The sequence below is a fragment of the Marinitoga hydrogenitolerans DSM 16785 genome (genome assembly GCF_900129175.1).
In the GTDB taxonomy this organism is placed as follows: domain Bacteria; phylum Thermotogota; class Thermotogae; order Petrotogales; family Petrotogaceae; genus Marinitoga; species Marinitoga hydrogenitolerans.
The window spans coordinates 1-21,782 of the sequence record NZ_FQUI01000028.1 but is presented as its reverse complement, the minus strand read 5'-3'; the positions used below and the strand labels follow the sequence as shown (position 1 = coordinate 21,782).

Genomic DNA, 21,782 nt, shown 5'->3' with positions numbered 1-21,782 from the left:
CCTCCTTATTATTGTTTTGACCAGTCATCGTCGCTTCTTAGACTGATTTCCCAATATGTTTTATAATATTTCAAAATACCTTTCACATCAAGTCTATCTCCAATAGTAGCATCTGAAGTTAATATATTAGATCCACCTTTATATACATATATTGAAGCTGTACTGTCTGTCGTGTCATATTCAAGACTTAACCCATTTTCATCAATATTTGTTATTGTTCCTGATGAGCTAACTAAAGCACTTGCATAAGGGTTTAATCCTATATTATTTTCCTCTAATATAGAAGGATCTAAAGGTATAGCATTTAATTCATTTCCAGATTCCTGAAATAGTATTTCAACATTTTTCACAGCAAATGTTTTTCCAAAAGTATCTGAATACATATCGCCTTTTACAATAAGAATATCACCGATATTTACATTATAAACATTAGAATCAAATTTCAATTTTAATGCCTTATTTGTTATAGGATCTTCTAAATATACATAATTGCTGTATGCATCTACAACTGAACCTATTATATATTTAACTTTATCACCGGCAACAAAAGCATTTTGTGCATCAGCAATAGATACAACATCAGTCAAGTGTGTTCCAGTTGTAAATGTGTTAAATGCATCAGCATCCACTCTACCAAATAATGGATCTACACCATATCCCTGATCTATAGAAATTGATATAGCACTTGATACATCATTTTGAGTATAAGCATATGCAAGATCTATTGCCCAAGAATATGTTTTATTTGGAACAAGTGGTTCATTGTACAGAGATGCCCCATATGCACTTAATAATGCCCATTGTTGATCAGCATAATTTACAGCTAAAGAATAAGGTCCGACTACATCATACTTTTGTTGATATACATTTCCATCTTCGCCAAAATATATAGGTACAAGATGTTGTTCAGATTGAACTAAATCATAAATCCACAAAGCGTATGAAAATGTGGCATTATCCAATGAATTATCATAAACTTTTGGTCTGAATTCAAAAATAGGTTCTCTTGCAACGTTTGTTGATAACATAGATGGTGAGGTTAACTCTACATCAAACATACCAAGCGGAATTACAGAACCTAAATAATGTAATGTTGTTTCTCCGTCATCATAAACAGCCGTAACACCATAATGAACTTCTTTGCCAGGTTCCAACTTAGGGCTGTAGTCTCTGAAGATAAAGTTATTTTTTGAATATTGTGACACATATCCTGCTTTTTCCCAATTCATACCATCAAATGACCTGTATATATTATATCCATTTGGATATTGATACAATACCCCATCAGGATACAAATTAACAGGGATCCACCATACTTCAACCCATAAATTGGAATTTGGTTGTGCTGCTTCAATATTATAATCTAACTTTTTATTAAATTTTGACTCAAACAATTTAATCTTATTTTCAACATTTCTTTTAATTAAATTATTTATTTTTACATTAGCTTTTTCAATATTGCTTCCTTGACTATAAAATCCTATTTCCATTCTTCTTGTGTAAGAATCCAAATTAGTTCCCATTCCGTGAGATGCCCAATCTGCAGGTGTATATTTCGGAAGAACTATGTCATTATTATTTAAAATATTTAAATACTTTACAATTTCAATTTGATTATCATTGTAATCATAAACTGTTATATGTAAATCCGTTAACCCATTGTAGTCAAAGGTATTAAATGCAAACGCCACTTCCGTAGCTCCTGATGTATAGCCCCTATCTCCAGTCATAAAACCAGATCCTGGTGTTTTCCCTAAAGCTGCATAAATAATATTTATATGATCGTTTGACACAGGAGTTGCAGTAACTTCAACAAAAATAGGGTAATTAATTACAACATTATCAATATCTAAAGCTTCTGGTTTGTTTTCAGGTGTTGCTCCATTTGTAGCCCAAAGATAGTAATCATTGTATTTATAAACATGAAAATCCACTTCTGGTAATTCTTGCGTATCTGGGTCTGGATTTAATTCTGCTTTTCTTAATGTAATATAAACATCTTTTACTTCTCCTACTTTAAGCATTAACCCATCAACCTTTGTTAAAGCATGATTTAATTTAGTAGCTTCTATAGTTAATAAAGTTGAATCTGAAGTTAAGTTTAATGTAATAGTTGCCATGCCAATTGAATCGGTTTTAGCGATTATCCCATTCACAGTTACAGTAGCCTCAGCAACAGCAGGTCCTGATTTTGCATCAGTTACATAAACTACAACAGTAGCATTCCCTGTTATTTCAGATGTAGGTGCAGTATATATGAATTCTTTTTCTGTTATACCTCCAAATGGATCTTTTGCTACGATTATATAATTTCCATCTTTATTTTCAGTATTGAAGAAATTTGCATATTTTTCGTCTATTAAAGTTGAAGCTTCCTGAGTCCCTGAATATATTTCATATTTTAATTCATCATTATCATTATCAATAGCATCCCATGAAAACCTAACGACAGAATCATTTACAATTTCAGATGCAACATCTGTTTCAAATACTGGTGCTGTATTTGATTTAAGTGTAAATGACCACACAGGACTTTTCGTTTCAAATCCTTTTTCATCCCTTGCTACCACATACCAAGAAATATTTTCTTCTGGCAAAAAACCTTCAAATTGAATTTCGGTATTTTCTGTTGTAGCTATAAAAGAATCATCTATATATACATCAAATTCCAAAGCGTCGTTATCAACGTCTGTTGCCATCCAAGATAATTTAACAATAGCGTTAGTATCAAATGTAGAATATTCCCAAGCTACATTAATAGCATTATTTTCTGGAGAAGAATTTCCAATTTCTGGGAAGTGATTTTCACCATCATATAATGAATTTGCAACTTGAAAAAGAAATTCAGGACTTTCTACTTCTATATTATTCAATTCAACAGCAACAATTTTCATAGAATAAGTACCTATAGTTGCTAAATCTGTTATTTCATATGTTTTATTTGTGGTAGTTCCTACAAGTGTGAATTCTGTTTCCCCTGGAGATTTTAACATTATTTTATATTCATATTCCCTTCCGTCAATATAAGATAAAATATCCCAGGAAACATTTTTTGAAGTATCTTTTAATACAGATGTGTTATTTTGAGAAAGGATTTTTACCTCTTTAACACTTGGTACAACCTTAAAAGTTAAATCCTTTGTTTTAACTGTCTGATCCCCAGCTGTTACTTCAACGTAATACGTATAATCACCTAAATTTACGAACTTATCTTCAGGTATAGTAACTTCTGTTAAATTAGAACCACTTTTTTCAAAAACTATGGAATTGCCGAACTTTACAACAACTTTTGCTGTAAAAGAATCGACCCCTGCAACAGACCATTTAATATCAACTGGTGATTTTACAGGCACAACACCATTAATACCGGTTACAGCTTTTGTAACAGAAATAGTCAAAGGTGTTTGTTGCCTAATACATGATGCAAAAAGCAACAAAAATAATAAGCCAAAAATTAGTAAATATGAAACTTTTTTCTTCATCCAACTACCCCCTTTTATGAAATTTAATTTGTTTAACTAACAGTTAAACTTTTTATTATCAAAATATTTAACATTGTATTATACAATATTTTTTTTTGATTTTCAAGTTATCTGAAGGTAAAATTAAATGATTAGGAAACCTAATATTAATTAAATAAAACAAAAATGAAGCAACATTTCGTTGCTTCATTCGAATAATTTTAACATATCTTCTTTTGATAAATTTTTGATTATAGAATTTTCCGAAGTAATGGCCATGTTATAAAGTTCTGATTTTGCATTTTTTAATTTTAATATTTTTTCTTCTATCGAATTTTTAGTGATAAATTTATATACAAAAACAGCTTTTGTTTGACCAATTCTATAAACTCTATCTGTTGCTTGATTTTCAACAGCTGGATTCCACCATGGATCATAATGTATAACATAATCTGCTCCAGTTATATTTAACCCAGTTCCACCAGCTTTTAAACTAACTAATAATAGTTTAATCTCATTATTTCTATTAAAATCTTCAATAATCTCTACTCTTTTTTTTGTTTGACCAGTTATTTTGCTATATTTTATATCTTCTTCATTTAACCATTCTTCCATAATATTAATCATTTTAACAAATTGCGAAAACACAACTATTTTATGATTCTCACTTAATACTTCTAATACAAATTTTTTAAATTCATTAAATTTAGATGATTCTATATTTAATCCAAGTAGTCTCGGATGATTTACAATTTGTCTTAATCTTAACAATCCTTCTAATATACTAAAGTTTAAATTTCCCTGTGACATTGCTATTTTTTGTCTGTATTCCTGTAGAACTTGATGATATATTTTCAGTTGATGCTGTGTCATTTCATTGAATATATATTCTTCTGTTTTTGGTGGTAATTCTTTTAAAACATTTTCTTTTTTTCTTCGTAGAATAAAAGGTTTTATCTTGCTTTTTAACAGCTCAATGCTTTCTTTATTTGAATAATTATATTTTCTTAAAAAATCTTTTCTTTTTCCAAAAAAGCCTGGCATTAAAAAATCGAATATATTGTATAAATCATTTAGTGAATTTTCTAAAGGTGTTCCTGTTAAAGCTAACTTATGTTCGGCTTTTAATTTTCTAATTGTCTTATATAATTTAGTTTCATTATTTTTTATGTATTGTGCCTCATCTAAAATGATATAAAATAATTTTATTTTTTTAAATTCTTCAAATGAATTTCTTATGGTTCCATATGTTGTTAATATAACATCTGTATTCTCTGGTATATTTTTTTGATTATTATGATAAATATAATAATTAAGATTAGAAGAAAACTTTTCAATTTCATTTGCCCAGTTGTATACTACCGAACGAGGTGTTATAATTAAAAACTTTCTATTTTTTTTCTTTAAAGATAAAATTAAAGCTATAGTTTGTACAGTTTTTCCAAGCCCCATATCGTCTGCTAAAATTCCGTTAAATTTTAATTCTTGAAGATATCTTAAAAAATAATATCCTTGAATTTGGTAATCTCTCATAGGTATTTTTAATTCGGGAATATCGTATTCTTTTATTCTTTCAAAATTTTTAATGTTTTCTATAAATGTTTTTGTATTTTTATCTAGTGTTTCTATTTTAAAATCTTTTTCATTGAGTAAAGAATATATATTATAACTTTCCATCTCAATTTTATTTTCTTTAAACTTTAAATCATTTAATTTTTCTAGTATTTTATTGGGGATTTTTATAAAAGTTTCATCTTTCAAAACAATAAAATTATTTTTTCTGTTTTTTACAGCGTTTAAATCTATTTTTTTCTTATCTTTTAACTCGATTTCTCCTTCGACATTAAACCAATTGTTTCTTAGATTTAATTTTATATGAATATTTTCTATTTCCTGCTTTTTTATATTTTTATTCATTTTGATGATTATATTTTTATCTAGTGACTTTATTTTGTTTTCTATAAAATCAAAAAATTGATCAATTTCCAATATTGCATGACCTTTCCCATCCAGTTCAATTCCAGCATTTTTTAAAGATTCTAATAATTTTTTTTCTTCTTCAATATTTTTTTTATTATAATCTTCATTTAATTCAATTTCTTTGCCATACAAAAATTTCCCTTTTATATGAAATTCTGTTTTTGCAAAATTTATATATATATTTAATTTTGGAATAAAGAGATTTTTGTTAATATTTAGATTTTCATCTATTTCAATTTCAAAGCCATATTTTTCATATTTAACTAAGTAATCTTTTATAAACTTTTCAAGACTATCTTTGTTTTTGACTAAAACATAGGTTTGAATATCTCCACTAGATGGAAAATTTACTAATGTTTTTGATTTTATTAATGAAAAATTATTTTTTTCATAATAAACAGAATCTGTTACAGAATACATGATATTCTCTGGAGTTATTTTTGGAAGTAATTTTATAGATATATTATTTTCATTTTCTGTTTTGCTAATATAAAGTTTGAATTTTAAATCATCATTCCATTGTATAGTTTTTTTATTTTTGAATAGAATTTTTTTATTATTTATTTTCTTTAAATCTTCAAAATTATTTAGAACTAATTTGAATTTTCTATCTTTTAATGTAATTCCAGAACTATGTAATGGTATAGGAGTTATTAATTTTTTTATTTCAATTTCATCTTCTGGTATTTTTGTCTTTAAAAACTTTTCAACATCATCAAAAGTGTTAATATCCTTTCTTAAAACTATTCTATTTTTATTTTTTTGGGCTAATTTTATAATTGAACCATTTGAATCAGGATAGATTAAATAATAAGTATCTCCGTAATCGTAAAAATTAAAAAAAACATCAGGGTTTAAAGCCGTTTTATATTCGTCTTTAAAAATACCATTACTTTTTAAACGATTTTCTATTTCTAATATTAGCATAAAAATATGTTCACATATATCTTGATTATCATTTTTGTGTTGACATGAACATTCATAATTAATTCTTAATGTTTCAGTATTAATAGTAACAATTGGTTTATAAAATGCTTGTCTATAATAATATGAGTTTTGTAATACAATCATAGAATAAGTAATTAAATTATTTTTTTCATAAGAATAGAAATAATCTATAAATACATTATCATAATTTTCATCAACTGCTTCTTCGTACATTTTTGAACCTTTTTCAAGTATATGCGTTGGAATTCGTTTTTTTAATAATTCTAATTTTCTTAGTATTGCAAATAAATTATTTTCCATATAAATCACCTCTTTGGTAAATACGATGAAATTTGTTATAATTATATATACAAATAATATATATAGGGGGTGGAAAAATAGATACCTTAACGTTAAATGTCCAACCTGCGATAGGTTATTTAGGTGCGCTTTTAGGTGGTATAATTTCTTTTTTTAGTCCGTGTGTATTACCTCTTATTCCATTATTTTTTGGTATATTAATGACTGATTTAAATGATACAATGTTAACTATTAAAAGAGGTATTGCATTTTTTCTAGGATTAAGTATATTTTTTTCTATTTTAGGTGTTTTTGCTGGAACTGTGGGAAGTTTTCTTTCGACATATCAAAGTATATTTAATATTATATCAGGTTTTTTTATTATTTCATTAGGAATATTTTATTTATTCGGAAAAGACGGTTTTAAAGGTTTCAAAATTGATTTAAATAAACACAAAAACACATCATTTTTCAGCGCTTTTATTATTGGTATTTTAATTTCATTTGTATGGATTCCATGTTCTGGGCCTGTACTTGCTGCTGTTCTAACTTTTGCTTCAACTACTTCTAATATTTTTTCTGGAGGATTAATGTTGTTTGTTTATTCTTTGGGTATTTCAATTCCATTTTTATTTTTTAGCGGAGCAATAAGTAAAATACTTTCAAAAATAACATTTGGGACACCTAAATGGGAAAAATATATTAGAATTTTTGGTGGTATATTGCTAATAATCATGGGAATATTAGTTATTTTTGGGTTATTTAATTCATTACAAGGAGTGTGATTATATGAAAAAATTTGTACTTATGATGTTTATTATAATAAACATAATTTCTTTTGCTTCTGTTGATTTAAGAAATTTTGTTATAAACGATTTTAACAATGCGCTAAAAATTGGTGAAATAACAGGAAAAAATATTATTATTATGTTCTCTTCTGAAAGCTGTTATTATTGTAAAAAATTTAAAAGCGAAACATTGTTAGATGATGAAATACAAAAATGGTTAAGAACTGAATTTATTTTTGCTGAAATTTACGCTGAAAGGGATAAGAAAGCTGTATTTAATGGAAAAAGCATGACTTATGTTGAGTTGTTTGGTGCTTTTGGTGTGAGAGGAACTCCCACATTTTTCTTTTTTAACAATAAAGGAGAGCCTTTAGCTCAATTGCCTGGTTATATTGAAAAAACGACTTTTTTAACTATATTAAAATATTTTAAGTATTATAAAAAAGAGCAAATTAAATATGATGCGTTTTTGAGAAAAAATATTAATGTCAATATAGATAAGCGTGTTTTGAACTTAAAAAAGAATGATGTGGATTTTTTATTAAAAGCAGACCCTAATACAAAAGAATATAATAAAAACCTCGACGAATATGTAAATGTTATTATTGATAAAAAAAATAAAGATGTAGAAGAAAATTATTTTGTTGTAATCTATAAAAAGTAAATAATTGTTGCAACAAAAGAAAGAATATGATATAATACCTTCGTTGAATAATAAAATCACAAGGAAGGTTTTATTATGAAAAATATTTTAAAACTGATTTTAATAATACAATAAAAGCCCTATAATGGGGCTTTTTTACTTTTTTGGAGGTGAATTGAATGGAAAGAGTGGCAATTGTTGGTGCTCAATGGGGAGATGAGGGTAAAGGTAAGGTTGTTAATTATTTTTCAAAAGGTTATGAATGGATTGTAAGATTTTCTGGTGGAGCCAATGCAGGACATACCATATATTATAACAATAAGAAATACGTTAATCATCTTCTTCCTTCAATTATTCCTAACAGCAATTCTAAAGCTTTTCTTGGTGCTGGGATGGTAATTGATATTGAACAATTAATAAAAGAATTAGAAATTTTAGAAACAGATTTTCCTGGTGTATCCTCCAAAATTTATATAGATTTAGAAGCTTTTATGGTATTACCATATCATAAAGAAGAAGATGGTATTTTGGAAGAATTGAGAAAAAATCCTATTGGAACAACTAGGAAGGGAATAGGTCCTGCTTATACTGATAAAGTTTCAAGAGAAGGTTTTAAGATTTATCATCTCTTTGATGAGGATTTATTAAAAGAAAGATTAGAAGAAATTATTTATTTAAAAAAGAAAATATTTGGCAAAAGATTTAAGTTCAAACCAAAAGATATATTTTCTTTTTTAATGAATCAAAAAAGAAAACTCGAAAAATTAAATGTCAATTTCACATCTGCAATAGATATGGCAAATGTTTTTAGAAATACCTCTGTATTATTCGAAGGAGCTCAAGGAGTTTTACTTGATCTCGATTTTGGAACATATCCTTTTGTAACTTCCGGTGCAACAATGGCTCATGGTGTTTCTTCTGTCGGCTTTTCAACATTTGAGCTCGATGAAGTATTGGGTGTATTAAAAGCATACACAACCAGAGTTGGAGAAGGACCATTTCCTACAGAAGAGTTAAAAGAGATTGGTGAAGTAATAAGAAAAAAGGGAAACGAATTTGGAGCAACCACAGGAAGACCAAGAAGAGTGGGATGGCTTGATCTACCAGCTTTAAGATATGCTAAATTACGATCAGGTTTAACAAAGTTCATTATTACAAAAGCCGATGTTTTAAATGGTTTAGATGAAATAAAGGTATGTGTAGCATATAATGTTAATAGAGATGTTAAAGAAATTCCGACATCTTCTTATGATTTTTTTGTTGGAAAACCTATATACGAAACTCTAAAAGGTTGGCCTGACACAAACCATATAAACTTTTTAAAATACATGTCTTTTATAGAAGAAAAAACAGGAATTGAAATATCACATATTTCTTATGGTCCGAAAACTGAAGAAATGTGTTCTAAAAATGATTTAATAATGAAAATATAACATTTTTCCAAGCCCTTTGTTTTTAAAGGGCTTTTTTATATTTTATTCTTTATTAATATTTTTGAAAAAAATGTATGCTAAAATACAATTAGCAATCTAATGTTAAAATTGCTTAAAGTTATGATATTTTTGAACTTTTTTTGAAAATGTGCGTCTAATCAAAACGAATATGATTGAATTATTTTTTTTTAATGTTTGTTAGCAAACAAATGTTACAAATGCTAAAATAGAAATAACGTATATTAGGAGGTGTTGGAAATGATGAATCCAAAAAACTTTACCGAAAAGGCTCTGGAAATAATCGAAAATGCCAGAACATTAGCAAATGGTTATGGAACAAATGTTGTAACTCCAGAGCATATAACATTATCTATACTTGATAGTGATGATGAATATGTAAAAAGATTATTCGAAACTATTAATGTTGAAGCTATTAGAGAAAATATTGAAAATGAGTTAGAAGAAAATGTTCAATATTCTTTTGGTGGGATGAGGGACAATAGAATATATATATCCCCAACTTTAGAAAGAATTTTTGAAATAGCAAAATCAGAAGCAAGGAAAACAAAGCATAAATTGATAACAACTTTACATTTATTGCTAGCTATAATGCTCGATGGCACTTCTTATTCAGCAAAATTATTTTCTAAATACGGATTAACTACAAATGAAATTTATGAGGAATTAAAAAACATAAAGGTTACAAAAGAAGGTGCCGAAGAAAATATAGCGGATGTCCTTGCACAATTTACAATTGATTTAACAAAAATGGCTGAAGAAAAGAAATTGATGCCTGTTATAGGTAGAGATCTGGAAATTCAAAGAACTATTGAAATTTTAAGCAGAAAAACAAAAAACAATCCTGTTTTAGTAGGTGACCCTGGTGTTGGTAAAACAGCTATTGTTGAAGGATTAGCTCAAAGAATTATTAAAGGTGCCGTTCCGGATGCTTTAATAGATAAAAGAATATTGCAACTTGATATGGGTAGATTATTGGCTGGAGCTAAATTTAGAGGTGAATTTGAAGAAAGATTAAAAAATGTTATTGATGAAGTGAAAAAACAGGGAGATAAAATTATATTATTTATAGATGAATTGCATACAATTATTGGGGCTGGAAAGGCTGAAGGTAATTCAATGGATGCCGCTAATATGTTAAAACCTGATTTGGCAAGAGGAGAACTACGAGTTATAGGTGCAACCACTTTAGATGAGTATAGACAATATATCGAAAAAGATAAGGCTTTAGCGAGAAGATTCCAACCTGTACAGGTTGATGAACCAAGCGAAGAGGATGCTATTGCTATTTTAAGAGGATTAAAAGAAACATTTGAAAAACATCATAATGTAACTATAGATGATAGTGCTGTTGTTGCTGCAGTAAAATTATCTCATAGATATATAACTGATAGATTTTTACCAGATAAGGCCATAGATTTAATCGACGAAGCTTCTGCTAAAGCAAGGCTTGAAAAAAGTTCAAAACTTTCTAATATAAAAAAGTTGGAATATGAAGCTAAAGAATTAGAAGAGGAAATTAATGAATTAACAGTAAAAGGCGAATATGAGAAGGCAGCATTAAAGAAAAAGGATTTATTTGAATTGGAAAAACAAATAGAAGAAATGAAAAAACACTATGAAGAAGAAAAGGATAAAGAAGATGAAGAAGTTGTAGTTGACGAAGATAGAATAGCTGAGGTTATAGAAAAATGGACAGGTATTCCAGCTAAAAAAATGTTAGAAGAAGAAAGAGAAAAATTATTAAATCTTGAAAAGGAATTACATAAACGTGTTGTAGGGCAAGAAGAAGCAATTAAAAAGGTTTCACAACATGTAAGAAAGGCTAGAGCAGGATTAAAAGATCCAACCAGACCAATTGGTTCTTTCTTGTTCTTAGGTCCAACTGGTGTTGGTAAAACTGAACTTGCAAAATCTTTAGCTGAAGTTCTATTTGACACAGAAGAAGCTTTAATAAGAATTGATATGTCTGAATACATGGAAAAACACGCAGTTTCAAGATTAATAGGTTCACCTCCAGGATATGTTGGATACGAACAAGGTGGTCAATTGACTGAAGCTGTTAGAAGAAAACCTTATTCTGTAATACTTATTGATGAAATTGAAAAAGCACATCCAGATGTTTTTAATATATTATTACAGGTTTTAGATGATGGTAGATTAACAGATGGAAAAGGTAATACTGTCGATTTCAGAAATACAATAATTATTATGACAAGTAATATAGGGTCTGAAAACATATTAAATAAATTAGAAAACAGAGGAAAATTAGGATTTGTGAATGAAGAAGAAAAACTCAACGAGGAAAGAGACTTGGAAAAAATTGTAAGAGAAGAATTAAAAAAATACTTTAGGCCAGAATTTTTAAACAGATTAGATGAAGTTGTTGTATTTAAACCATTAACAATAGAAGAGGTAAAAGAAATTGTTGGTATTATGATGAGAAGATTAGAAGAAAGATTAAAAGAAAAAGATTTAGAATTAATGATTACAGAAGATGCAAAAGAATATATTGCAAGAAAAGGTTATGATAGAATCTTTGGTGCAAGACCACTAAGAAGAGTTATTGAAAGAGAAATTGAAATGGAATTGGCTAACAAAATAATTGCTGGAGAAATACCACCAAAGAGTAAGGTTATAATAGACTTAAAAGATGATAGATTGACTATTAGAGTAGGAAAAGGAGAAATAAAATCTAAAGAAGAATGAAAAACCGGCATTTTTATGCCGGTTTTTTTGTTTTGGGGTAACATTTATATAATATAATTAAAAACAAAAAGCTCAAATCGAATGAGATTTTTATGATATAATTATGCTGAGGTGATAATATGTTTTGGTTTAAAAAGAAAAAAAAGGATATTAATAAAAATCCGTTTTATGCTGAGCAAAATTCTCTGGTTATTTATTTTAAATGTAATCATTGTAATGAAGAATTTAGAAGTTATTTGAGAAGAGGATATGATTTTTCTACTTCATATGATGGGAAGGCTACATATGTTATTAACAAAGAATACATCGGTTCCAAATGTCCTGAAAAAATAAATTTAAATGCTGAATTCGATGGAAACTATAGATTATTAAATTATGATTTAATTGGTGGAACTGCTATTACCAAAGAAGAATTTGAAATGGAGGACTAGAATGGAGGGGTGGATACCTACAAAAAGATTATTAAAAATCACGGAATTCGCAGATAAGTTTTGTGGGAATATTGAACCATTACATAGATATATTTATTTATATTTTGATAGAGTTTTAAGAGTCTCTATGACCGATGGATGTGCTGTTGCAGATCTTTTTTTTTCAAAGGAATTTTTCCCTTTTGAAAAAGTATATAAAATTCCAATACAGCATTTAAAAGGATTATTGAGAGGGTTAAAAGAAGAAGAAAACCCACTTGTTAGAATGTTAGCTTTAGAGGAAGGATTAAAAATTGAATTAGAAAATATGACTTTAAACATAGAAAGCGAAAATGTTGAAAAACCCGAATTTAATATGAATAATTCTATTTTGTTCTCAACTGTTAGTTTAAAAGATTTCATTGATAAATTGGATTTTTGTAGCGTTCAATCCATGGAAGGTGATTTAATCAACTTTGTTTCAAATAATCACGATTTTATTTCATATACCTATGGTTATAATATGAATACATACAGTTATTTTGGAAAGAGTAAAATTGCGTTTTCAAGGGGGATACCTTATGTTACCATAAGGCATTTAATAAAATCCTTGTCATTAATATCAGACGAAAAAATAAATCTATACTTAAACGAAAACTCCATTTTTATTAAAGGAAAAGGTATTAATATAAAAATATGTGGTGCAATAAACCCAGCTAATAACAACATAAATTTAAATTTAAACATCAAACCTTTTGAATCTCAAGAAATAAATTTAAAAGATTTAAGAAAAATTTTGAATAAAATATATACGTCTCTCCCATCCAACTCAAAGGTTTTTCTAATTTTTGGAAATAATTCTTATATTTTAGCAAAAGATAAAAATACCACAATAACCTGGAAAATCAATATGAAATTCAAATATAAATATTTATTAGAAATAAACCCAAGAAAATTGAGATCACTATTTTCAAGATTAAAAGACAATGTAATAATCGAATTAAATGATAAAATAGTTTTAATTAAAGATAATCAAAAGTTTTTAAAAATTCATGTTAAAGAATTTTCTAAGTAACTTCATCTTCAAAATATTTATAATCTACTATTTTAATAATTCTCAACGTTTTTTCCTCTGTTAAATCTACAATGTTATCATTTATTTTTATTATAGGTTTCATTTTGTTAGATCTATTTGTGGCAATAATGATACCTTTTGAACCATCACTAAGTATAACTTCCATTCCTGGAGGAAACAGACCAAGAGCATTTACTAAATTCTGAGTAAGCTGTGGATCAAAATGCTTATTTACATGCGAAAGTATATAAGATAATGTTTTATACGGTGTCCACGGCTCTTTATAGCACCTTGTACTTGTCAAAGCATCATATACATCTGAAATGGCCAATATTCTGCCATAATATGAGATGTCATTCCCTTTTTTCTTAAAAATATACCCTGTACCATCATATCTTTCATGGTGCTCTAATGCTCCTTCAATAACCTTCTTATCAGAAATTTTAGATGTTTCTAAAATTTCTTTTGCATATAAAACATGATTCTTAACAAGTTCAAATTCTTGTGAAGATAGCTTTCTTGGAGCATTTAATATCTCTAAAGGGATTTTCGTTTTCCCAATATCATGTAACAACCCACTTAAAGCCAATTCTATTAATTCATCATCTGAAATACCTTCTTCTAAACCTATTAAAGCTCCTAAAATCATAACATTTAATGAATGTGAATAAAGGTATTCATCATAATTTTTAAGTTTTTTGAGTGGGACATATAATTTATCAGAAAAATTTTTTTGCATTTCTTTAGTTAAATTTGAGGCAATATTTGTTGCTTCATCAACATCTACAATACCAGTATCCATTAAATCATTAAAAAGATTTTTTACCATATTAAAACTTTTTTCCAATAATTCTTCGCTTATAAAACTATGTGCATGTGCTGCTTCTTTTATTGATATTTGAATATGCTGTTCTTTTTCAGGTATATTAACAGGTATTCTAAATATACCGTTTTCTTTTATAATTTTTATTTTATTATTATCGAGAACAGTTCCTTTTTTAAATAATATTTTATCTTCAAAATTTTTTATATCCATAGCTAAAATCATACCAGGTTTTACTTTAGTTAAAGATAAAAATTTCATAATTTTCCCTCACTCTATATATACATAGTCTAATACCTTTACTATTCTTAAAGAATATTCTTCACTTAAATCTACAACATCGCCGTGATCTATCCTTATCAATGGACGTATTTTATTTGCTCTGTTAGAAGCAACAACAGTACCAAACTGTCCGTTATTTAGTTGAATCCTTGTTCCAACAGGGTATATACCAAAAGAATTGATTAAGCCTTGAGCAAATGTCCCATCAAATTGCTTTTCTACATTTGTTAAAATAAATGAAATTGTTTTATATGGAGTCCATGGCCCTTTATAACTTCGAGTACTTGTTAAAGCATCATACACATCAGCAATAGCTATAATTTTTCCAAATGATGTTATTTGTTCATTCTTTTTCCCTTCTAGGTAACCTCTACCATCAATTCTTTCATGATGTTCATAAATTCCACCAATAATATTCATATCTCTTAAATTATTCTCTAAAGCTATTTCTTTGCCATATAATACATGATTTCTCATTGTATTCATTTCTTCTTCCGTTAACGGCCGAGGAGCATTCATTATTTCAATAGGAACTTTTGTCTTTCCAATATCATGAAGAAGAGACGAAATTGATATATTTAATAGTTCATCACCTATTATACCGTTTTCAATTGCTAATAATGAGCTTATAATCATTACATTTAAAGAATGTGAATATAAATATTCATCAAAATCTCTAAGCTTTTTTAGTGGAACAAACAATTTATCAGAAAAATTATTTTCTAAATCATTTTTTATAGAAGATGCTATATCTATAACAGCATCTATATCAAGATAATTGTTATCTTCTAAATTTTTGAATAAATCTTTTACTTTTTTATAATTTAAATCTAAGTTTTCTTTGCTAATTACACTGTGTTTTTTGGTTTCTTTATTTAATTCGCTCATGACATTAGCAGATTTTACAGGTATATTAAAAATTCCCGCTTTTTTTAATTTATATATAATAGTTTCATTTATTTCTGTTCCTTTTTTTAAAATAATTTTCCCTGTAGTATCTCTAACATCCATTGCAAGAAACATACCAAATTTAGCTTTATTAAGAGGGATTATTTTCATTCAATCACCTCTTTTATATATATATCAGTATCTGGCCCCGTTTTTACTGGTTGATTATTTATCAAAACTTCAGGAAAAAATTCTATTTCATTTCTCTTAAGCACAGTACCTATTGAACCATCACTTAATTTTACCTTTGTACCTGTTGGATAGTATCCTGTAATTTCATATAATAAACCAACATAATATGGATCAAATATAAATCCACATTTTTTTAATATCCATGATAATGCCTGATACGGAGTATATCCAAGTTCCGTCAATGAAGTATAGGCATCTGCAACCTGGGTGATTCTAACTAAAGGTGGTACTTTTTCACCTTTTAAGTGAAATTTACCTTTTCCGTCATAGCGTTCATGATGATAAAGAATACTTTCCAATATTTCATGATTTAATGTTGCTTTTAAATCCTGCAGTTTTTTGTATGCTACAATATTATGTATCAATGCATTTCTTTCATCACTTTCAAAATCATTTATAATACGTTCATCAAGCATTGCATAACCAATATCATGTATCAATGCAAATTTTACCGTTTGTTTATACATAACGTATGGAATTTCTATCTTCTTTGCAATTATTGAAACAATAATTGCTGTATTTAAAGAATGATAATTTAAACTATCATTCCCAAAAGAATTTATAAAATTTAAAACAAAATACTCTTTTATATCAAGGGCTTTATATATTTCTTCTGTTATATTATTCAAAGATATATATGTTTCTTCTTTTTTAAAATTATGAAACAAATCATTTATTGAATTAATCCATTTATTATAAATGACCTCATCAACTATATTCGGAAGTTCTTCAAAGGTTTTTTGTATAAACCCAGTTGAAGACGTCGTTTCTTCTATTTCAATTTCTGTTATATCACTATGCAAAAGAAGGTCAATTGTGTTTTTGTCTAACTTTTGACCTTTTTTTAAACTTAATCTGTTTTTTAAATTATAAATATCTTCCCCTACAATCATCCCAGGTTGTAAATTACTTATTTTTTTCTTCAAAATCCCATCCCCAATTATTTTGGTTTTACTATAGATATATAAGGATCTTGATTAAAAATTTTATTAGCAATATTAATAATATTATCATTTTCTTGTAGATTTATTTTTTCTACTATTGCATCAATATCAATTAATTTTTCAAAAGATAAATAATAATCTAAAGCTAAAAATCCAAAATTCAATCCATTTTCAGTTTCTAACATATATTTCCCAGACAATCTCTTTTTACCATATTCAATCCAATTTTCAATTTTTTTAATTGTGTTAATATTTCGAACATTTTCATAAATAGCATTATTTAATTTCTCAAAGTTTTCAGGTACAGTTGCTGCAAATATTGTAAATGTTCCGTTATCATTATACGCTGAATAATCTGCAGTAATTTCATAAGCTAATCCCAATTCTTCTCTTATTTTAGTAAATAAAAGTGAGCTCATTCCACTTCCTAAAAAAGTCTTCATAATGGCAGTACTAAAGAAATCTTTTGACATTTTTGACGGTGCCTTGAAAGAATAGGCTATATAAATTTGCGAAAGTTCTTCTTTTTCTTTTTCGAATTTTTGAATTTCATCTTTAAATACAGGACTTTTGAAAGAACATTTTTTCCCTTTTCTATCAGGTATTAAATCTTTTGCTATCGACGAAAGGCTTTCTAACTCTTCTTCAGGTCCAACTAGAGCTAAAACTATATTTTCAGGAGTATATTTTTCCATATAATACTTTTTTAATATAGACGAAGTTAATTTCGATACACTTTCTTTCGTTCCAAGAATAGGAAAGGCAAATTCATTTGAAAACATAATCTTATGCAATTGTTCAAATGTATTTTCCACAGGTTCATCTTCATACATTGCTATTTCATCTAAAACGATTTTCTTTTCTTTTTCTATATCTTCTTCATTAAATTCTGCATTAAAAATAATATCCATTATAATTTCAAAACCAACTTTTGCAGCACTTAAAGGAACTTTTGCATAATAAGCTGTTAAATTCTTGCCTGTAAAAGCATTTAACGACCCACCGAATTCTTCAATGGGTCTTTTTATTTCTTCCATATTTCTATATATCGTTCCCCTAAATACAGAATGCTCGATTAAATGCGATATTCCCATTAACCTTTCAGGTTCATGAGCAGATCCTGCTCTAACCGCTGCAATAATTGATACACTTCTTACATTATTTCTTGGAATAAGTAATATATCTAAGTTATTATTCAGCGTTCTTTTCTTTATCATTCTTTACCCCCGATTTTGAAAAATTTTGTCTTCTATGAGGTCTTTTTGGTGCTGTTTTTTCACCAAATTTTTTTAGTTGTATTTTTCCATTATCATCTATGCTAACAATTTCGACTTTCATAATATCTCCTATTTTAATCGTTTTTAATAATTCTTTTGCATCCTTACCTAAGTTTGACATATGTAACAAACCAAGTTTTCCAGGAATAATTTCAACAAATAAACCATAATTTTCAATTCTAGATACTTTACCTTCGAAAACTTCTCCTTCTTTTAACTCTTTAATTAAATTTCCAATATATTTTATTGCATTTTCTATACTTTCAATGTTATATCCACTTATCTTTGTTAAACCAGTTTCATCATCAATAGATACTTCAACATTAAAATCTTTATGAATTCCTTTAATAATTCTTCCGCCAGGACCTATTACCTCTGAAATTTTGTCAATTGGTATTTTCATAGTTTTTATTAATGGAGCGTATGGTGAAAGTTCTTTTCTTGGTTCAGAGATTGTATCATACATTAAGTCCAATATATGAAGCCTAGCTATTTTTGCTCTTTTTAAGGCTTCTGTTAACACCTCTTCATTAACCCCTGCAACCTTTACATCCATTTGAAATGCCGTTATTCCATCTTTAGTTCCTGTAACCTTAAAATCCATATCTCCTAAATGGTCTTCCATTCCTAAAATATCTGTGAGAACTACAAATTTTTCACCTTCAAATATTAAACCCATAGCAACTCCTGCAACATGTTTTGGAATTGGCACACCTGCATCCATCAAGGCTAAAGAACCCGAACAAACTGTTGCCATGGATGAAGAACCATTAGACTCTAAAATTTCAGAAACAACTCTAATAATATAAGGAAATTCTTCTTCTGAAGGAATAATGTTTTTTAAAGAACGTTCTGCAAGATGTCCGTGTCCAATTTCTCTTCTACTTAATCTTAATCCTTTTACTTCACCTGTTGAATATGGGGGGAAATTATAATGTAACATAAATCTTCTTTCGCCCTCTTCAAAAATTGTATCTATTATTTGCACATCCATAGGTTCCCCAAGAGTAACTACGCCTAAACTCTGCGTTTCACCTCTTGTAAACAATGCTGATCCGTGTGTTTTTTCAAACAATCCCACTTCACAGGTTATAGGTCTTATTTCATCTATTTTCCTACCATCAGCTCTAATGTTTTCTTCAACTATCATTTTTCTCATTATTTTTTTAATTCTTTCATCATATGCTTCAAAAATGAATTTCTTATATTTATCAAAAGTTTCATTATCCCATTTTTCTACATACTCTGTTTGGAATTTTTCAATTAATTCTTTTCTATATGAATCTAAAGCATCATCTCTGTCCTTCTTACCTTTTACTAAAATTCTTTTTTTCAGTTCTTCATCATTTATCAATTGTTCAAAATCTTCAACGAAATTTTCAGGAATTTCTGGTGGAATTACTTCCCATTTTTCTATTTGAAATTCCGAAACAACCTTTTCTTGAAATTCAATAATTTGCTTAATTGCATCATGTGCAAATAATAAAGCTTTAACCATTTCTTCTTCTGAAACTTCTAATGATTCGCCTTCAACCATAGTTATGGCTTCTTTTGTACCAGCTACAACAATATCCATTTTACTATTCTTCAATTCTTCCTGAGTAGGAAAAACAATAAATTTCTCATTAACATATCCCAACCTAACTCCTGCAACCATTCCTTCAAATGGAATAGGAGATAAATTCAATGCAAAAGATGCTCCTGTAATCCCCCACGTTTCGATACTATCGTCGGTATCCATAGAAAAAGCTGTAACAATAACTTGTATATCATTATGAAAATCTTTTGGAAATAAAGGCCTAATAGGTCTATCTATAAGCCTTGAGGAAAGAATAGCCTCATTACTCGGTCTACTTTCCCTCTTTAAAAAGCCTCCAGGTATTTTACCAACAGCATAAAATTTTTCTTGAAATTCAACTGTTAACGGCAAAAAATCAATTCCTTCTTTTGCTTCTTTTGAAGCTGTTGCTGTTACCAATATTGCAGATTTTCCATATTTTAATAAAATAGATCCGTGAGCTTGTTTTGCCATTTTACCATGTTCAATAATTAATTTTCGACCAAAAATTTCTGTTTCCCATACCTTCATCTATATCACCCCTTTTAAATATAATTATAACATAAATTGTATAAATCAACAAAATAAAAATAAAAATCCTCAGCGAAGCCGAGGATTTTTATTTTTATACTTTAAATTGATTTAATTTTTCATTTAATTGATCTACCAGTTTTTCTAGTTCTTCTGCTTTTTTGTTTACGTTTTCTATTTCTTTACTTTCTTCTTCCACGTCTTTTGTTATCTCTGTTATTTCATTTGATATCTCTAATATCATTTGTGCTGTTTTGTCACTTGCCGCTGCCATTTCTTCTGTTGATGCGCTTTGCTCTTCTGCGTTTGCTGTTAACCCTTCTATCCTCTGGTTTATGTTTTCTACTCTTTCTAATATCTTTTGGAATTTTTCTTTTATTTCTTCTGCATTTTTTTCTACTTTGTTTATTACTCCTGCTGTTTCTTCTGTCGCTTTGTTTGCGTTTTGCGCTCCTTCTTTGATTTCTGTCAATATTTGCGCTATTTGTTCTGTCGCTTTTTTACTTTCTTCTGCTAATTTCCTTATTTCATCTGCTACTACTGCAAATCCTTTTCCTGCTTCCCCTGCCCTCGCTGCTTCTATTGCTGCGTTTAACGCTAATAGGTTTGTTTGTTCTGTTATGTTTGTTATTGTTTCTACTATTTCTCCTATGTTTGCAGCTTTTTCTGATAATATTTCTACTGTTTCTTCTGTTTCTTTTGATTTTTCTACTGCCTGTTCTATTATTTTTGTTATTTCTGTTATTGATTTTTCTCCTTCTTCTGTTAGTTGTGTCGTTTCGTTTACTTCTTGCGCTATTTCTACTGCATTGCTTGATACGTTTTGCGCTGCTATTGATACTTCATTTACTCCTGATGTTAGTTCTTCTGTTGTTGCTGCTGCATTTTCTGCGTTTTCTTCTATTTTTTTCGCTTTTCTTAATGCTTCTCCATTTGCTTCTTTTGTCTTTTCTGATACTTTTGTTAATGTTTCTGATGATTCTTCTATCTTTTGTCCCGCTTCTAGTAACCATTTTATTGTTTCTCTTAATTTTTTTGACATGTTTTGCAATGATTTCGCTATTATTGCCGTTTCGTCTTTTCCTTTTGATTCAAATTCTACTGTGAAGTCCCCTGTTGCAAATTTGTCTACTTTTTTACTCAATTCTATTAATGGTTTTGATATCTTTTTGGCAAATATTAATGATATTACTATTGATATTATTAATATTATTATCGATGTTATTATTAATATCGTTTTTATCTTTTCTGATGCTTTGAATGCTTCTTTTGTCGATATTTCTGATATGAATGCCCATTCTATTTCTTTATATTTAAATGGTGCGTATGCTGCTAATACTTCTTCTCCTTTGTAATTCTTTCCTATTTCCCATCCTTCTTCTCCTTTTAATGCCTTTTCTACATATTTCGTTTCTACTTTTTGTTTTAATATCGTTTCTTCCCCTTTTAGATTACTTCTCATTATTTTGTCTTTTCCTACTAT

Annotated in this window: 14 protein-coding genes; 6 read left to right on the top strand and 8 right to left on the bottom strand. The window is 28.0% G+C overall.

Annotation, left to right across the window (positions count from 1 at the left end; translation table 11 throughout):
* Positions 1-8 precede the first annotated feature (8 nt).
* Together BUA62_RS07980 and BUA62_RS07975 are read right to left on the bottom strand one after the other, a co-directional pair.
* Entirely contained in the window at positions 9-3,482 is a 3,474-nt protein-coding gene (locus BUA62_RS07980; protein ID WP_072865246.1) for a hypothetical protein, read from the bottom strand.
* A 186-nt stretch (positions 3,483-3,668) separates the two neighbouring features.
* Positions 3,669-6,689 carry a DEAD/DEAH box helicase gene (locus tag BUA62_RS07975; protein ID WP_072865244.1) on the bottom strand — a complete coding sequence of 1,007 codons (3,021 nt, stop codon included), beginning with the start codon at positions 6,687-6,689 and terminating at the stop codon, positions 3,669-3,671.
* A 47-nt stretch (positions 6,690-6,736) separates the two neighbouring features.
* Here BUA62_RS07975 and BUA62_RS07970 point away from each other — a divergent pair, with 47 nt between their 5' ends.
* The 6 genes from BUA62_RS07970 (at position 6,737) to BUA62_RS11695 (ending at position 13,744) form a co-directional block, all read left to right on the top strand.
* Positions 6,737-7,453 carry a cytochrome c biogenesis CcdA family protein gene (locus BUA62_RS07970; RefSeq protein ID WP_327037253.1) on the top strand — a complete coding sequence of 239 codons (717 nt, stop codon included), beginning with the start codon at positions 6,737-6,739 and terminating at the stop codon, positions 7,451-7,453.
* A gap of 4 nt (positions 7,454-7,457) precedes the next feature.
* The gene (locus BUA62_RS07965) at positions 7,458-8,120 is read left to right on the top strand and encodes a thioredoxin family protein (protein WP_072865240.1); all 663 of its coding nucleotides are present in this window, start codon (positions 7,458-7,460) and stop codon (positions 8,118-8,120) included.
* Between the two features lie 158 nt (positions 8,121-8,278).
* On the top strand, positions 8,279-9,532 hold the full coding sequence (locus BUA62_RS07960) for an adenylosuccinate synthase (RefSeq protein WP_072865238.1): 1,254 nt from the start codon (positions 8,279-8,281) through the stop codon (positions 9,530-9,532).
* A 258-nt stretch (positions 9,533-9,790) separates the two neighbouring features.
* Positions 9,791-12,259, top strand: a complete 2,469-nt coding sequence (locus BUA62_RS07955) for an ATP-dependent Clp protease ATP-binding subunit (protein ID WP_072865236.1) — start codon at positions 9,791-9,793, stop codon at positions 12,257-12,259.
* A gap of 119 nt (positions 12,260-12,378) precedes the next feature.
* Positions 12,379-12,690: a hypothetical protein gene (locus BUA62_RS07950; RefSeq protein WP_072865234.1), complete on the top strand. Its 312-nt coding sequence runs from the start codon at positions 12,379-12,381 to the stop codon at positions 12,688-12,690.
* A gap of 1 nt (position 12,691) precedes the next feature.
* Positions 12,692-13,744, top strand: coding sequence for a hypothetical protein (locus BUA62_RS11695; RefSeq protein ID WP_200782374.1), 1,053 nt, complete (start codon positions 12,692-12,694; stop codon positions 13,742-13,744).
* Here the strand turns inward: BUA62_RS11695 and BUA62_RS07935 are convergent.
* The 6 genes from BUA62_RS07935 to BUA62_RS07910 form a co-directional block, all read right to left on the bottom strand.
* Positions 13,737-14,828, bottom strand: a complete 1,092-nt coding sequence (locus BUA62_RS07935) for an HD-GYP domain-containing protein (protein ID WP_072865228.1) — start codon at positions 14,826-14,828, stop codon at positions 13,737-13,739. The two genes, BUA62_RS11695 and BUA62_RS07935, sit on opposite strands and share 8 nt — an antisense overlap.
* 9 nt (positions 14,829-14,837) lie before the next feature.
* Positions 14,838-15,908 (bottom strand): HD-GYP domain-containing protein, encoded by a 1,071-nt coding sequence (locus BUA62_RS07930; RefSeq protein ID WP_072865226.1) that lies wholly within the window; start codon positions 15,906-15,908, stop codon positions 14,838-14,840.
* Positions 15,905-16,915 (bottom strand): HD-GYP domain-containing protein, encoded by a 1,011-nt coding sequence (locus BUA62_RS07925; RefSeq protein WP_072865224.1) that lies wholly within the window; start codon positions 16,913-16,915, stop codon positions 15,905-15,907. The genes BUA62_RS07930 and BUA62_RS07925 overlap by 4 nt, the downstream gene beginning before the upstream one ends.
* A gap of 14 nt (positions 16,916-16,929) precedes the next feature.
* Positions 16,930-18,150 carry a M16 family metallopeptidase gene (locus BUA62_RS07920; RefSeq protein ID WP_072865222.1) on the bottom strand — a complete coding sequence of 407 codons (1,221 nt, stop codon included), beginning with the start codon at positions 18,148-18,150 and terminating at the stop codon, positions 16,930-16,932.
* The gene (locus BUA62_RS07915; protein ID WP_072865220.1) at positions 18,125-20,299 is read right to left on the bottom strand and encodes a polyribonucleotide nucleotidyltransferase; all 2,175 of its coding nucleotides are present in this window, start codon (positions 20,297-20,299) and stop codon (positions 18,125-18,127) included. Before BUA62_RS07915 ends, BUA62_RS07920 begins: the two co-directional genes overlap by 26 nt.
* 94 nt (positions 20,300-20,393) lie before the next feature.
* Positions 20,394-21,782: methyl-accepting chemotaxis protein (locus tag BUA62_RS07910; RefSeq protein WP_143148346.1), on the bottom strand; the 1,389-nt coding region annotated here is incomplete at its 5' end.